This is a genomic window from Collinsella sp. WCA1-178-WT-3 (M1) (genome assembly GCF_009696325.1).
Taxonomy (GTDB): domain Bacteria; phylum Actinomycetota; class Coriobacteriia; order Coriobacteriales; family Coriobacteriaceae; genus Collinsella.
Window position 1 is genome coordinate 186,429 of sequence record NZ_VUME01000001.1, and the last position, 13,490, is coordinate 199,918.

Here is a 13,490-nt window from a genome sequence, read left to right on the forward strand (position 1 = left end):
CGTAGTAGATGGCCCCTTTTCGTGGCGAACTATCAAACGAACGCCGACGCTTGTGCTGTAGCCGCTCCGATCATTCGTAAGTTGCGGTGGAATAGTTCCTAAACTCGACTACTTAAGGCCAAAAACGGAACTATATCACCGCAACTTAGGAGGGATGGGCGGGGGGGTACTAGTTGGGTGCTGCCGTCGGGCTGGGATGGTTTAGGCACGCTCGCGATGCTTCCATTGTTTACGGCACCAACGCATGAGTGCTTTTACGACCGGGATGGTAATGAGTATTACCCAGGCGGGATGGGGTTGCCCCAGGCAGAGCCACATGTAGAGGAACCATGCCTCGGCACTGACCGAATAGACGACATCGATCAGCTTAGATAAGTGGCGTTGGTCGATAAAGTCGCCAAGCGCGTAATAGACGGGAATCAAAAAGACGAGGAAGAGTCCCGTAGCCCATGTGCCGTAGACAATGCCGAGCACCAGATAGGCGAGAGTGACAAGTGCGGGGAAGGGGAATTTGTTCCATGCACGTCCGACCTTGGTGTGGAAATGCTTGCCATGATGGTCGAGCTTGTCGTGTGCTTCCTTCCAGCTGGAAAACGTCTCGCCGTCGATGGTGACGGTGCTGTCGTCGTTGGTATGCACGCTATGCCCATCGTCCTCAAGCGTGTCGATATGCAATCCGCCTGGCCCCACATGGACCTCTTCACCCTTCCGCTCGTTAGCCACATGGATGCCACTCCAGCCAACATGGACTTCCTCGCCTTTGTTGGGATCAATAACGTGGATACCGCGCGCGAGGGAAATATCGACAAGTGGTTTATCGCTGTAACCAGCGTGCTCAGTAGAAGCCTCAGCCTCTTCAGCCTCATCTGAAGCTTTGGTGCCGGCGTTGCTGTTCTGTGCCTCATCATCAGCTTGCGAGTCGTCAGTGCTATCCACCGCCTCCCCATACAACAGCTCATCCAACGACACGCCATACAGCGCGGCGAGCGCAATAAGGTTATCGGTATCGGGTGAGGATTCGCTGCGCTCCCATTTACTGACAGCCTGACGACTCACGCCCAGCTGGGCAGCAAGCGCCTCCTGAGAAAGCCCGGCAGCCTTGCGGCGATCAACGAGCCGCTGCGCCATCGCAAGATCCATGGCAGTTCCTTTCATGTGGTGATCGTAATCGAATGAGCCGAGTATGCCGAGAACAACCGGTAGCGACCACCATTTCTAGTTAGAATTTGCTCCAACCCTACCGCAACTACCGGTAGCAACCCCTAACGACCAGCCATTTCAGGACAAATGTCAGTGCAAGTAGCAGCCAAGAGCCCCACTCAGTAAATTGCGGTGGAATAGCTTCTAGATTCAGCCATTTGCGGGGCTGAGCAGGAACTATTTCACCGCAACTGAATTTCAGACCAGGCACCCGCAGCAAGAAGTCGAATAGCCTCGGCGAGCATGTAAACGCAGGGCCCTCCGACCCCGACCGACGATTTCGATTGGCGACCTTTGACGGAGTCAAGGGAGGAGCCAAATCGAAATACGTCGGGCGGGGTCGGAGGGCCCGATGGGATGGATTTCGGCCGAGGCTATTCGTCGCCGAAGCTGATGCCCAGCGCCTTGGCCTCGCGTACCAGGTCGCTCTGGGGATCGACAAACTTGAGCTTGCCGGCGACCTCCTCGAGCGGCATGTGGCACATCTTGCCGTCACGCAGGGCAATCATGTAGCCAAACTCGCCGCGTAGGCAGCCCAGTGCCGCCTCAACGCCGCACTGGGTCGCAAAGATGCGGTCCTGGGCGTCGGGCTGACCGCCGCGCTGCGTGTGGCCGGGGATGGCGACGCGGGTCTCGCGACCGGTCTTGGCCTCGATTTCCTTGGCAATGTCGTAGACAATCGACGGACTCGTGCGCTCGGCGAGCTTCTTCTTGTACTCCTTCTTGGGCAGCGCCGCGTCCTCCTTGGAGATAGCGCCCTCGGCGACGGCCACGATCGTAAAGCGGCTGCCGGTCTCCATGCGATGCTCGATGGTCTTGATGACGTTACCCATGTCGTAGGGAATCTCGGGAATCAGGATGACGTCCGCGCCGCCCGCGACGCCGGCGTACAGCGGGATCCAGCCAACCTTGTGGCCCATGATCTCGATAACGAACACGCGGCCGTGACTCGAGGCGGTGGTGTGGATGTCGTCGATGCACTTGGTGGCGACGTCGATGGCGCTCGTAAAGCCAAACGTCATTTCGGTGCCCCAGGTGTCGTTATCGATGGTCTTGGGCAGAGCGATAACGTTGAGGCCCTCTTCGCGCAGGCGGTTGGCGGTCTTGGTGGAGCCGTTGCCGCCCAGCATAAACAGGCAGTCGAGTTGCAGCTTGTGATAGGTGTGGACCATCGCGGGCACCTTCTCGACACCGTCGGCCTCGGGAATGTCCAGGCGCTTGAACGGCGTGCGGCTCGTGCCCAAAATGGTGCCGCCGCGGGTGAGGATGCCGCTAAAATCGGCGGGCGTCATGACGCGGAACCTGCTGTAGATAAGGCCCTGGTAGCCGTCCTCAAAACCATAGATCTCGATAGGTTCTTCGCTATTGGTCATAAGCGTTTTGACGATGCCGCGCATGGTGGCGTTGAGCGCCTGACAGTCGCCGCCACTGGTAAGAAGACCGATCCTAAGCATGATGAATCCTTCCGGGCAAGTTATAACATGCGCATAAGTTTACCCCCGCACACTGTTGATACGGGGGTAAAACGTGTTAGCTCAAGCGTATAGAAATGTAAACAACGTCAGGCGAGCGTAAGGTCGACGGGCCTGGCTCCTTACAGTGCGAAGGCGTCGACGTCGCCCCAGTGGCGGCGCAGCGTAATAGCGGCGGCGGGTTCGGTATTGTCAAAGACGACCGACCATTGCGTATTGCTGGTGATGTCTCCCTGTTTGGGCTCTTGAGCTGCGGCGCGCAGGGCTTCCCAGGCAATCGTTTCGTCCTGGGCACCGACATGGGCGTCAAGGACATCGGCGATTGCGATGGCGCGCTCTTTACCATGGCCCAGTTCGCCGTTCTTTTGGTTGGGCAGCACTTCGTCGCCATAGCAGGGGTAGAAGTTCGTAACCTGGCGTACAGGAGTCGCTTTGAAAGCGCGGTCCGGATCGTGCGGATCCCACTCTGCTACGCGCGCGTCACCGGTGGCGTCGTTGATAAAGAAGTGATAATCGCGTCCTGCCATGGCGTGCATGTCGTAGGCGGAAAGCAGGTCGACAGCTCCTTGCGTGGTGGCGGCACGGTCGAGCACCAGACGGATGGCGAGCGAGGTATTGATGACAGGGCGTTGCGTGTCCTGGTCACAGGGCTTGGAATCCAGGGTGAGTACGGCAACGGACACGCCGCATTCGTTAACACCGTCGAGCTGGGCAAACGGACCCATGAGTGCGGCGGCGCGTCCGGCGACGGAGTCAAGCGGAGTGTTATCGCCCAGGTTGTTAAGGGCGGCAAACCCGATGGAGGCATAGCCGCCGCGTGGGTGATTGCGCACCAGCAGCGCCGAGGTGTCGTCCTTAAAGTCGTAATTGCGACCGGTGCGCACGCGGCCTTCGGCATCTACGGCGACAAAAGCGCTGCAGGCAAACTGGGGAGCCTGGACATGTGCCGGCACACCGGGCAGCACCTGCGCCACCACGGCATCGATGTAGGCCTGGTCGTCGCGCACGCCAGCGGCGATGATGCGATCAAGATCGTAGTCGTAGGCGATGTCGATTGCGTACAGGTCATAGCCATCCGCGTAGCCGGTCAAGCGTTTGAGCGACGCGGCGGACTTGATTTGCTTGCGGTAAACGATACCGGTGGCAGCGGCAAGGCCGACGGCGACTCCCGCGACACCGCAGGCGATGGCAATGTTACGTGGCTTCATGACGGCTCCTCTCGTCCTGTTAGCGTAATTATCGCAAAAGGAGCGCGGGCATGATGGCTCAACCTGGTGAGTGGCACGGGATTAAACATGGAATGAAGAGTGCGGCGCTGGCGTGGCGGGGTATGCTGGAGGGGACCATCAACCCAGCGAAAGGGGAGAGCATGACGGATCAGGAAACGCCCGAACGCGCGCATGTGACGGCCGACGATATCGAGGCCGCCAACGACCTTATCGACTTTATCGAGGCGTGCCCCAGCATGTTCCATACGGCGGCGACCATTATGGCCGAGCTCGACGAGGCGGGCTTTACCTACCTGCCCGAGAATGCGGCGTGGGACATCGAGCCGGGCGGGCGTTATTACATGCAGCGCAACACCTCGAGCGTTATCGCCTTTAAGGTGGGCGAGGACCTGGCCGCGACGTGGGGCGAGGACGGCGTTGCCGGTGACTATCATTTTCAGCTCACGGCGTCGCACAGCGATTCTCCGACGTTTAAGGTCAAGGCCGTGCCCGAGCTTGACGGCGCGGGCGAGACGCTGCGCCTGAACACCGAGGCCTACGGCGGCATGATCGACTACACCTGGTTCGATCGCCCGTTGGCACTGGCTGGACGCGTGCTGGTGCGCGAGGGCGACCGTATTGAGAGCCGCCTGCTTGCCACCGAGCGCGAGGTCGCTATCATTCCGAGCCTTGCTATCCATATGAACCGTGGCGTCAATGAGGGCTTTGCACCCAACCGCGCTGTCGACTTGTGCCCGCTCATCAGCGCCGGCGAGCTTAAGCAGGGCGACTTTGATGCTCTGATCGCCGACGAACTGGACGTCGAGCCCGAACAGATTTTGGGCCGCGATCTGTTCCTGGTCAATCGTCAGGACGCGCGCATTTGGGGCTGGGCCGACGAGTTTATCTCGACGCCCAAGCTCGACGACCTAGCCTGCGCCTACACCTCGCTGCAGGCATTTTTGGGTGCCGAGAATGCGCACGACATCTCGGTCTTTTGCTGCTTCGACAACGAGGAGGTTGGCTCCGAGACCAAGCAGGGCGCCATGTCGACGTTCTTGGCCGATGCGTTGCGTCGCATTAACGGGTCGCTGGGCTTTGATGACGAGTCGTACCACCGTGCGCTTGCCGCCTCGATGCTCGTGAGCTGCGACAACGCGCACGCCGTGCATCCCAACCACGCCGAGAAGTGCGATGCCCACAACCAGGTCGTGCTCAACGGCGGTATCGTCATCAAGGAAGCCGCCAACCAGCACTACTGCACCGATGCCTTTAGCCGCGCAGTGTTCCAGGCCATCTGCGATGACGCAGATGTGCCTACGCAAGCCTTTGCCAACAAGAGCGATATGGCGGGTGGCTCCACGCTCGGCAATCTGTCCAATATGCAGGCGAGCATGCACGCCGTGGACGTGGGCCTGCCGCAGCTGGCCATGCACTCGAGCTACGAGACCGGTGGCGTGCGCGACGTGATGTACGCGATCCGCGCCCTCACGGCTTTCTACGAGCGCGACCTAAACATCAACGGTGCCGAAAGTGTGGAGCTTTAAAACCTGCCAAAAAAGGACGGGTTTATTTTGGCAGGTTTTATCTGGGCAAATGCCGCAATGTCAACGGTAAGACGGAGCTGCTAAGGCTTGCAGATGAAGCCGACGCCAGCGGAACCGCCGCAGGTAGAGCAAAAGTCAGCGAGAGCCCGCCGTTTGAGCCAAGGTGCCGTGAAATGAAAAGGCGCTGACCTTCTGGTCGCGCCTTTGAAATTGAACGGCAGATTGGCCAAACGGCGGGCTCGCAGCGTCGAGGGGTTCCGGCGTTTGGTAAAACGCCGGAACAATCTAATGCTCAATCCAACAACGTAAAGTTTCGCCGGCCAGCAGGTGACGCAGATTCTCCGCGGCGATGTCGACCACGTTATTGAGCGTGGCGGCCAGGTGGAACCAACCCGAGACGTGCGGCGTGATGAGCATGTTGGGTGCATCCCACAGCGGGCTTGTGGCGGGCAGCGGCTCGGGATCGGTGACGTCGACCGCGGCGCCGGCGAGATGTCCCGATTCCAGAGCGGCAACCAGGTCGTCGGCGACCACAAGATCGCCGCGGCCGCCGTTGGCAAAGAACGCGCCCGGTTTCATCGCGGCGAAGAACTCGGCGTTCGCCAGACCACGGGTCTCGGGCGTGCTGGGCATAAAGGATGCGACGATGTCGGCCTCTGCCAGGCGCTCAGACAGGGCATCCATGCCGTCCATGTCCTCAAACACAATGGGGTAGACGAGCGGATGGCGCTTGATGCCGCGGACGTGCGCACCCATGCTGCGGCAGAGCGTGGCAAAGTGGCCACCGATATCGCCTGCGCCCAGCACCAGCACGTTGGCGTTTTTGAGCGAGGTGACCGGCCCCAAATCCTCCCAGCGATGCTCGCGCTGCAAGTCGTGATAGCCGGGCAGGCGCTTCATCATGGAAAGGACCATGGCAAACATGTGCTCGCTCACGGCCTGACCGTAGGCGCCGATCGAGCAAGACAGCTTGGCTTCAGCCGGCACGGTGCCGGCGGCAAGGTAGTCGTCATAGCCGGCGGTCTGCAATTGCAACAGCTGGAGATGATCGCATGCCGTGAGCATGTCAGGGTCGATGTTGCCCAGGATCACGTCGGCATCGGCGACCTGTTCGCGCGTGATATCGCCGGCGCTCGTGTAGATAAAATTCTCGCCCGGAGCGCTCGACTCAAGAATTGCACGATGGCGGTCGTTGACGGGCAGCAAAACCAGGATGTTCACAAGCATTCCTCTCCGCTCAACCTGCCAAAAAGGGACAGGTTTATTTTGGCAGGTTTTATCTGGCAAAACGTTCAAATAAAACACCGGAGGCAAGACGAGCGTGCCCGTCAGTACCTGGCGCATCTACGGCTACCAGCTCAGCAGATCGTAGCCGTCCTCGGTCACCACGAGCTGTACCTCGCACTGCGCCGAGTCGCTGCCGTCCTTGGTGCGCACGCACCACCCATCGCCCTTGCTAATCTTAATGTCGGGTGCTCCGGCGTTGACCATGGGCTCGATAGTAAAGACCATGCCCGGAACCATGATGGTGTCCACATCGGGCGCCTCGGTGGTAAAGCCCACAAACGGGTCCTCGTGGAACTCCTTGCCAATGCCGTGGCCACCGTACTCGCGCACCACGCTAAAACCGGCGTCCTCGACCGTCTTTTGAACGGCCTCGGCCATCACGGAGAGCGGCAGCCATGGCTTGACGGCTGCCAGACCCGCCTCCACGCTGGCGCGGGTGACGTCGACCAAGCGCTGGCGCTCGGCCGAGACCTTGCCGATGCAGAACATGCGGCTCGAGTCGCTAAAATAGCCGTCTAAGATTGTTGAGCAGTCCACGTTGATGATGTCGCCCTCGTGCAGTACGTCCGTATCGCAGGGAATGCCGTGGCAGACGACGTCATTGATCGAGGTGCACACGCTCTTGGGGTAGCCCTCGTAGTTGAGGTCGGCCGGCGTTCCACCATGCTCGACGGTGTAGTCATAGATCATCTGGTCGATCTGGTTGGTGGTCATGCCCGCGGTGATATGCTCACCCACATAATCGAGCACGCCCACGTTGATGGCGGCCGAGCGCTTGATGCCCTCGATATCGGCAGGCGTCTTATAGAGCGTGCGGGGCAGGACGTTCCAGCCCTCTTCCCACAGGCGCTCGAGGCGCTCATCAAAGGAGCTGTGACATTTCTTGTATTTTTTGCCGCTGCCGCACCAGCAAGCGTCGTTGCGGCCAGGCACGGGTCCATTGTCAAACATGGCTAACTTCCTTTCATTCGCAGCTAGTATAGCCCACCCGCAGAGCAGCTAATTTGGGACGGGGCTTTTTTGACTGCTTTTGTCCGCGCGGCCTTGCGCCGCCCATATCGCTCCCAAAAGCAGTCAAAAAAGCCCCGTCCCAAATTAGCTGCTCTTGGGCAGACGGGTGCTAGTAACTCACCTGGCAGGGGATGCCGAGGGCGCGCACGCGCGTGGCAATCGCGTCGAGCGCCTCGGGAGCCGCTTTAGCAAGGCCAGCGATCGGTGTCTCGCGCGCCACCGTGTAAATGGTCGCCTCCTGCGGACGAATGCGCTCGAGCGCCGCAAGCCAAGGGCCGACGTATTCGTCGCCCGTGTTGTCAATAGACTTGCCTTGGTACTCGCCGGTGAGGAATATCGTCTGAATGATAACGTGGCCATCAAAGCTCGCGAACGTCTCGATCTGGTGCTCGACGTCGTAGGGACCAACGGGCTGGTCGAGCAGCTGGATAAATGCCGGATCGACCGTATCGAGCTTGAGGATGTTGTCGTCGACCATCATGAGCGCATCATGCACCTGGGGACGGTCGGCGCGCGTGCCGTTGGAAAGCACGGCAATCTTGGTGTTTGGGGCAAGCTCGTCGCGCAGCGCGACGGCACCGGCGATGGCCTGCGGAAACTCCGGTGCGGCAGTGGGCTCGCCGTTGCCTGCGAAGGTGATCACATCGGGGAGCTCGCCCTCGGCTGCCATCTCGCGCAGCTTTGCTTCGAGCGCGTCGAGTACTACGGCGGCTGTGTTGCACGGCTCATGGCAGGGGCGCTCGGCGTTGAGGCCGTTTTCGCAGTACATGCAGTCGAACGTGCAGATTTTGCCGCTGGCCGGCATCATGTTGACGCCGAGCGAGAGACCAAGGCGACGGCTGCGGACGGGCCCAAAGATAGGGCTGGCATTCAAAAACGTAGACATAGGCATATGCTCCTCTAGACAATTGTGCCTAAGCATAGCATCGGCTCCAAAACAAGGTGCGGGCTCTTGCTTTACAAGTTTCGTTTTTTCACGTCGCTCATGATGCTGTGCCATGAAAAGCCTCGGCTCGGGTACAGTTAATCTGTTAACAAGGCATAAGGCAATGCGGGTCCATCCAACCGTACTGACGTGCAACTGGATGGGCATTGATGATGGGGGCACAACATGGATTTTACGGTCGAAAATGCGGGCACCACGATTGCCTGTCGCGAATATGCCGGCCCGGATGTGTCGCCTGATACTCCTGCCTTGGTGTGCGTGCACGGTGCTTGTGTCGACGGCACATTTTTCGACGGCATCGCTTGTGAGCTCAGCCGCAACTACCGCGTAATTGCCTACGACCGCCGCGGCTGTGGTGGCAGCAGCGAAGCGGCAGACGGCAGCTATGATCTTTCCACTCAGGCCGCCGACCTGCAGGCCGTGATCGAACACGTTGGCGCTTCGACAAATGTGCTTGCGCATAGCGCCGGTACGTTGGTGGCGCTGGAGCTTCTTCGCACCGAACCCCATCTCGTCGCCCGTGCGATTCTGCATGAGCCGGCTGTGTCGGCCGAAGGCGTCGGCATGGGCGCAGCTCCGGTTTTGCTCGATATGATTGCGGCTGGAAAGGTTTCAAGGGCGCTCCGGCTTTTCTTGGGAGCCCTCGGCGACTTGGACCCCGAGGCTCCTGGGACGACCGAAGCGGAAGCCAAACATGCCCTGCGCAATGGTCGCTGCTTCATGGCCAATGAATACGGAACAAATATGACTTACGTTCCCAATTGGGATAGTGTCCGCGCATCGAAGTCCGTTGCTGCTGTGCTTCTCGGCGAGCTTTCGGTCGGTACGCCCCGCGAGGCTGGTACGCGAGCGGCTGCCGAATATCTCGATTGCCCCCTCGTGACGATCCCGGGCGCGCATAACGGTCTGCGCGATCGTCCCGTTACGGCGGCAAACGCCGTTCGCGATGTCTTGGAGCGTTAGCGCGCTCGATGACCTGCGGGGAGGGGGACTGTTGGCGTTTCGTCATTGTTAACGAATGCGCCCATAACCGCGCGCCCGCGGCTCCATTACCGCTGTTTGCCAGGTCATAAAAATGCAACGATAATCGCGCATTTGCCTGCAGCTGTTAGATGATACCCTTGTATCATATGATATGCGCCGTTGCCGTGCGTGACGATAGAAAGGGCCCCATATGCTCAATAATCACGAGGCAAATCTAACCGACGAGGAGGCTGCCGCTGAGGTCGCCCGCGTCGCGAAGACCTACCCCGTGGTGCGTTTGCTGTCGGCCGATCAGATTAAGAGCGAGCCTAACTGCCTACTCGCCGGCGATCGCTGCCCTTGTCTGCGTCAGTCGAGTCTTGAGGCCTTGGCAGATTCGGGTGAGGTGTCGGAGCAACTGCTCAACGATGGTGTTGAGTACCGCGCCCGTCTGCGCCCTCTAAAGGTCGAGGGTGAGCCTCACGTCTTGCTGATGGTGCGTCCGATTGATGAGCAAGAGGCCACAGAAGAGGACCTTGTCTACACCGACGTGCTGACGGGCGTGCGCAATCGCCGATATTACGAGGAAAAGCTCCGTAGCGCCCGCATGAATGCCGGCGTTGCGATGATCGACCTTGATGATTTTAGGGTCTTCAACGATACGTGTGGCCGTCATGCCGGCGACCTTGCGCTCGGTGCTGTGGCGACAGCCATGCGCAGCGGAATCCGTTCGACTGACGAGCTTGTGCACTATGGCTGCGACAAGTTTGTGGTTGTCATGCCCAATATTCCCTCCGATGACTTCACCCGTCGCCTGCATCAGGTATCCGATGCCGTTCATGCCACGATTATTCCGGGCCATGAGCACGCGAGCTTGACGGCATGTGTTGGTGGCGTTCTCATTCATGGCGAGACGGTCGATGAGGGCGTTGGCCGCGCCGTCCAGTTATTGAGCCGCGCTAAGGCAAAAGCCGGTACGGTCGTGACCGATGCCGATTCCATCGAGGCCTTCCAAAGCGAAAAGCCTTTGGTGCTTATTGTCGATGACTCCGAGATGAACCGAGCCATTCTCAACGAGATGCTTAAGGATGAGTATTGCATCCTCGAGGCTGATAACGGTTGTGCGGCGCTCGACATGGTCGACCGCTATGGCGATGAGTTGTCGCTCGTGCTGCTGGATATTGTCATGCCGGGCGTAAGCGGCTTTGAGGTGCTGGCCGATCTGTCGCGCCGATCGGTTAGTGACAATCTACCTGTCATCATGATTTCGAGCGAAGATTCCGATGATATGGTTCTGCGCGCGTACGAGCTGGGCGCCTCGGACTATATCAGTCGCCCGTTCGATGACCGCATTGTGCGTCGTCGCGTCAACAATATTATTCGACTGTATGCCAAACAGCGTCGTCTGACGAGTCTGCTGTCGCAGCAGTACAATGCGCGCGTCAATAACAGCCGTATACTCGTCGACATCATGGCGAGCGTCATGGAGGTCCGTAATGGCGAAAGCGGCAGGCATGTCACGCATATCGAGAAGTTGACTGAGCTGCTGCTTGGCGACTTGGCGCGACGGAGCGACAAGTACTCTCTTGGCAACGAGGAGCGTTCTTCGATTGCGTTGGCGTCGTCGCTGCACGATATTGGCAAGATGTCGATCGACGATGCGATTCTCAACAAGCCCGGACGTCTGACGCCCGAAGAGTTTGAAATAATGAAGACGCATACTACCATTGGCGCCGACATGCTGCGCAATCTGGGCAGAAACCATGAAGGAAGTGCCCTTTTGGACTATGCGTACCAAATCGCCCGCTGGCATCATGAACGTTGGGATGGTACGGGCTATCCTGACGGTCTTAAGGGCGACGATATCCCCATTGCCGCTCAGGTGGTCTCGGTGGCCGATGTGTACGATGCGTTGACGAGCGTGCGTGTGTACAAGGACGCCATTTCGCAAGAAGAGGCGATTCGGATGATTCTGGACGGTGAGTGCGGCGCTTTCAATCCGTTGCTTATCGAGTGTCTGCTCGAAGTGCGGGATCGCATTGCCGAGACGCTGGAGCGTCCTGCGGACGTTGTCGCGTTCCCTTCGGTTTAGCTAGGCAAAGGGACGCCCCGTCGGACCATGTGGCCGGCGGGGCGTCCTTATCTGTTGTGCGGTTCGTGAACTAACGGGCCTGCTTAACCTTTGCCGCCGCCTCGACAAACGACTTCCACAGGTTAAAGTCGGTCTCGAGCGTCTTCCACGTGTACTCAGGGTGCCATTGCACGCCCAGGCAGAAAGGCTGGCCTTCGACTTCGATGCACTCGGGAACGCCGTCGGTTGCCTTGGCGACCAAGCGCGTGCTCTTACCCAGACGCTCGACGCAGCAGTGGTGTGCCGAGTTGGTCTGGATAAGCCTGTGCCCGCCAACCGCGCGCTCCAGAAGCGAGCCTGGCACGACCTCGACGGGATGCACGGGGTCGTTGAGCACGTGGGTATGGCGCCACTGCGTGCGGCCCTCGCGCGCGCCCAGGCTCGGTACGTCCATGCACAGGGTGCCGCCGGTGGCGACATTGAGCAGCTGCGTGCCGCGGCAGGTGGTAAAGAGCGGCTTTTTGGCGCGGAGCACCTCGTCGACCAGCTTAAACTCAAAGCTATCGCGGATCTCGCAGCAGAGGGTGGGGTCGTAGGGTCGATCATCGCCCCAACGTTTGGGATTGACATCGGGGCCGCCGGGAATGGCGATGCCGTCGGCGATATCGACGTAATGACGGATGACCTCAATGTCCTCGGTGATGGACATCTGCAGCGGCAGGCCGCCGGCGGCAAGGATGGCATCGACAAAGACACTGGCGATTTCCTCGTTGGGGGAGAGCGTCTCGCTCAAAAACGGCTTTGCCTCTTCCCAACGCGGCGCCACCAGGATGAGCGGGCGGTCGGCGGGGGCAACGTCGACGTGCGGCGTATAGGACGAGGAAGTACGTGTTCCGATCATAGGTGCTGCTTTCGAATCTGAAGGTGACAGGGCGCATGAGAGACGTGGGACAACACTTTCAATGGATTTGTCCCACGGGGTTGCTGGTTAGTGGCCCTTGATGGAGTTGAGGAAGTCCTGGGCGCGCTTGGTCTGGGGGTGGTCGAAGAACTCGTCGGGCGTGCCGGTTTCCACGATTTGGCCGTCGGCCATAAACACGACGCGATCGGCCACGCGGCGGGCAAAGTTCATCTCGTGCGTAATGACGATCATCGTCATGCCCTGCTGGGCCAGACGGACCATGACCTCGAGCACCTCGTTGATCATCTCGGGGTCAAGGGCGCTCGTGGGCTCGTCAAAAAGCATGGCCTTGGGTTGCATGGCAAGCGAGCGGGCGATGGCTACGCGCTGCTGCTGGCCGCCCGAGAGCTGTGCGGGCACCTTATCGGCCTGTTCGGCAACGCCCACGCGGCCCAGCAGGTCCATGGCGCGCTCGCGGGCCTCGTCCTTGGAGACGCCCAGCACGTCGACCGGTCCCAGCATGACGTTCTGCAGCACGGTCATATGTGCGAACAGGTTGAACTGCTGAAACACCATGCCCAGCTCGGCACGCATACGGGCAAGGTCCTTGCCTTCCTGCGGCAGGGGCTCGCCCTCGATGAGGATCTCGCCCGAGTCGATGGTTTCCAAGCGGTTGATGGTTCGGCACATGGTCGACTTGCCCGAGCCCGAGGGGCCGATCACGACGACGACCTCGCCGCGGTCGACCGAGAGATTGATGTCGTTGAGGACGTGCAGATCGCCATAGTGCTTATCGACGTGCTTGAGCTCGATCAGCGGCTGATTGCCGGTGGAAGAGGTGCTCTGTGCCATGGTGCTCGGCTCCTTATGACTGGAAATGGTAA

11 protein-coding genes are annotated in these 13,490 nt (G+C 59.7%); 3 read left to right on the forward strand and 8 right to left on the reverse strand.

Annotation, left to right across the window (positions count from 1 at the left end):
* Positions 1 to 201: 201 nt before the first annotated feature.
* The 3 genes from FYJ40_RS00825 to FYJ40_RS00835 all read right to left on the reverse strand — a co-directional run bounded on the left by FYJ40_RS00825 (position 202) and on the right by FYJ40_RS00835 (position 3,880).
* Positions 202 to 1,140, reverse strand: coding sequence for a helix-turn-helix domain-containing protein (locus FYJ40_RS00825; protein ID WP_154514898.1), 939 nt, complete (start codon positions 1,138 to 1,140; stop codon positions 202 to 204).
* Positions 1,141 to 1,574: 434 nt separating this feature from the next.
* The gene (locus FYJ40_RS00830) at positions 1,575 to 2,654 is read right to left on the reverse strand and encodes a 6-phosphofructokinase (protein ID WP_154514896.1); all 1,080 of its coding nucleotides are present in this window, start codon (positions 2,652 to 2,654) and stop codon (positions 1,575 to 1,577) included.
* 140 nt (positions 2,655 to 2,794) lie between these two features.
* A complete protein-coding gene (locus FYJ40_RS00835; RefSeq protein WP_154514894.1) occupies positions 2,795 to 3,880 on the reverse strand; it encodes a carcinine hydrolase/isopenicillin-N N-acyltransferase family protein in 1,086 nt (361 codons plus the stop codon).
* 161 nt (positions 3,881 to 4,041) lie between these two features.
* Here FYJ40_RS00835 and FYJ40_RS00840 point away from each other — a divergent pair, with 161 nt between their 5' ends.
* A complete protein-coding gene (locus FYJ40_RS00840; protein ID WP_154514892.1) occupies positions 4,042 to 5,427 on the forward strand; it encodes a M18 family aminopeptidase in 1,386 nt (461 codons plus the stop codon).
* 285 nt (positions 5,428 to 5,712) lie between these two features.
* On the opposite strand, the gene FYJ40_RS00845 is transcribed toward FYJ40_RS00840, so the two are convergent.
* The 3 genes from FYJ40_RS00845 to FYJ40_RS00855 all read right to left on the reverse strand — a co-directional run bounded on the left by FYJ40_RS00845 (position 5,713) and on the right by FYJ40_RS00855 (position 8,611).
* Positions 5,713 to 6,654 carry a D-2-hydroxyacid dehydrogenase gene (locus tag FYJ40_RS00845; protein WP_154514890.1) on the reverse strand — a complete coding sequence of 314 codons (942 nt, stop codon included), beginning with the start codon at positions 6,652 to 6,654 and terminating at the stop codon, positions 5,713 to 5,715.
* Between the two features lie 123 nt (positions 6,655 to 6,777).
* Positions 6,778 to 7,665: a type I methionyl aminopeptidase gene (map, locus tag FYJ40_RS00850; protein ID WP_154514889.1), complete on the reverse strand. Its 888-nt coding sequence runs from the start codon at positions 7,663 to 7,665 to the stop codon at positions 6,778 to 6,780.
* Positions 7,666 to 7,834: 169 nt separating this feature from the next.
* A complete protein-coding gene (locus tag FYJ40_RS00855; protein ID WP_154514887.1) occupies positions 7,835 to 8,611 on the reverse strand; it encodes a radical SAM protein in 777 nt (258 codons plus the stop codon).
* A gap of 225 nt (positions 8,612 to 8,836) precedes the next feature.
* Here FYJ40_RS00855 and FYJ40_RS00860 point away from each other — a divergent pair, with 225 nt between their 5' ends.
* Both FYJ40_RS00860 and FYJ40_RS00865 read left to right on the forward strand, forming a co-directional pair.
* Positions 8,837 to 9,634 (forward strand): alpha/beta fold hydrolase, encoded by a 798-nt coding sequence (locus tag FYJ40_RS00860; protein WP_154514885.1) that lies wholly within the window; start codon positions 8,837 to 8,839, stop codon positions 9,632 to 9,634.
* Between the two features lie 211 nt (positions 9,635 to 9,845).
* Positions 9,846 to 11,726: an HD domain-containing phosphohydrolase gene (locus tag FYJ40_RS00865; RefSeq protein WP_154514883.1), complete on the forward strand. Its 1,881-nt coding sequence runs from the start codon at positions 9,846 to 9,848 to the stop codon at positions 11,724 to 11,726.
* 70 nt (positions 11,727 to 11,796) lie between these two features.
* Here FYJ40_RS00865 and FYJ40_RS00870 read toward each other — a convergent pair whose 3' ends face one another.
* Entirely contained in the window at positions 11,797 to 12,606 is an 810-nt protein-coding gene (locus tag FYJ40_RS00870; RefSeq protein ID WP_154514881.1) for a gamma-glutamyl-gamma-aminobutyrate hydrolase family protein, read from the reverse strand.
* An 87-nt stretch (positions 12,607 to 12,693) separates the two neighbouring features.
* The gene (locus tag FYJ40_RS00875) at positions 12,694 to 13,458 is read right to left on the reverse strand and encodes an amino acid ABC transporter ATP-binding protein (RefSeq protein WP_117840240.1); all 765 of its coding nucleotides are present in this window, start codon (positions 13,456 to 13,458) and stop codon (positions 12,694 to 12,696) included.
* Between the last annotated feature and the right edge of the window lie 32 nt (positions 13,459 to 13,490).

Coding starts and splice junctions, on each gene's coding strand:
- FYJ40_RS00825 (WP_154514898.1), bottom strand. CDS start 1,140: ATGGATCTTGCGATGGCGCAGCGGCTCGTTGATCGCCGCAAGGCTGCC.
- FYJ40_RS00830 (WP_154514896.1), bottom strand. CDS start 2,654: ATGCTTAGGATCGGTCTTCTTACCAGTGGCGGCGACTGTCAGGCGCTC.
- FYJ40_RS00835 (WP_154514894.1), bottom strand. CDS start 3,880: ATGAAGCCACGTAACATTGCCATCGCCTGCGGTGTCGCGGGAGTCGCC.
- FYJ40_RS00840 (WP_154514892.1), top strand. CDS start 4,042: ATGACGGATCAGGAAACGCCCGAACGCGCGCATGTGACGGCCGACGAT.
- FYJ40_RS00845 (WP_154514890.1), bottom strand. CDS start 6,654: ATGCTTGTGAACATCCTGGTTTTGCTGCCCGTCAACGACCGCCATCGT.
- map (WP_154514889.1), bottom strand. CDS start 7,665: ATGTTTGACAATGGACCCGTGCCTGGCCGCAACGACGCTTGCTGGTGC.
- FYJ40_RS00855 (WP_154514887.1), bottom strand. CDS start 8,611: ATGTCTACGTTTTTGAATGCCAGCCCTATCTTTGGGCCCGTCCGCAGC.
- FYJ40_RS00860 (WP_154514885.1), top strand. CDS start 8,837: ATGGATTTTACGGTCGAAAATGCGGGCACCACGATTGCCTGTCGCGAA.
- FYJ40_RS00865 (WP_154514883.1), top strand. CDS start 9,846: ATGCTCAATAATCACGAGGCAAATCTAACCGACGAGGAGGCTGCCGCT.
- FYJ40_RS00870 (WP_154514881.1), bottom strand. CDS start 12,606: ATGATCGGAACACGTACTTCCTCGTCCTATACGCCGCACGTCGACGTT.
- FYJ40_RS00875 (WP_117840240.1), bottom strand. CDS start 13,458: ATGGCACAGAGCACCTCTTCCACCGGCAATCAGCCGCTGATCGAGCTC.